The following is a 317-nucleotide window of genomic DNA, read 5'->3' as shown; positions in this document are numbered from 1 at the left end:
CGACGGCGGCGGTCTTTTGCTGTTCGGCCATGGTTTACTCCCCTGCCTTGTCGTCGTCGGCGAGCACCTGGCCGGAGATCTTGCCAAGCAGCGGCTCGTTGTTCAGCAACTGCGCGATGCGTTTTTCGGCGTCGACACGGCCGTCCATGAAGCCGAGCAGTTCCTCGAGCTGGCGGCGCATCTTGAGGATCTCGGCCAATTGCGGCACCTGCGCGGCAATTTTGTCGGGAGCGAAATCACCCATCTTGGTGAAGGTGAGATCGAGCGCCAGTTCCTCGTCGCGCTCCTGGCCTTCGGCCTGTGGCAGCGTGTTCTTC

General features: G+C 62.1%; 1 protein-coding gene. It reads right to left on the bottom strand.

Annotation, left to right across the window (positions count from 1 at the left end):
- Positions 1-34: 34 nt before the first annotated feature.
- A partial coding sequence (locus EN852_RS38140) for a type VI secretion system contractile sheath small subunit (RefSeq protein WP_189546575.1) occupies positions 35-317 on the bottom strand: 283 nt, incomplete at its 5' end.

This window comes from Mesorhizobium sp. M2E.F.Ca.ET.209.01.1.1 (genome assembly GCF_004010375.2).
Lineage (GTDB): Bacteria > Pseudomonadota > Alphaproteobacteria > Rhizobiales > Rhizobiaceae > Mesorhizobium.
This window is presented reverse-complemented; position numbering and strand designations above follow the sequence as displayed.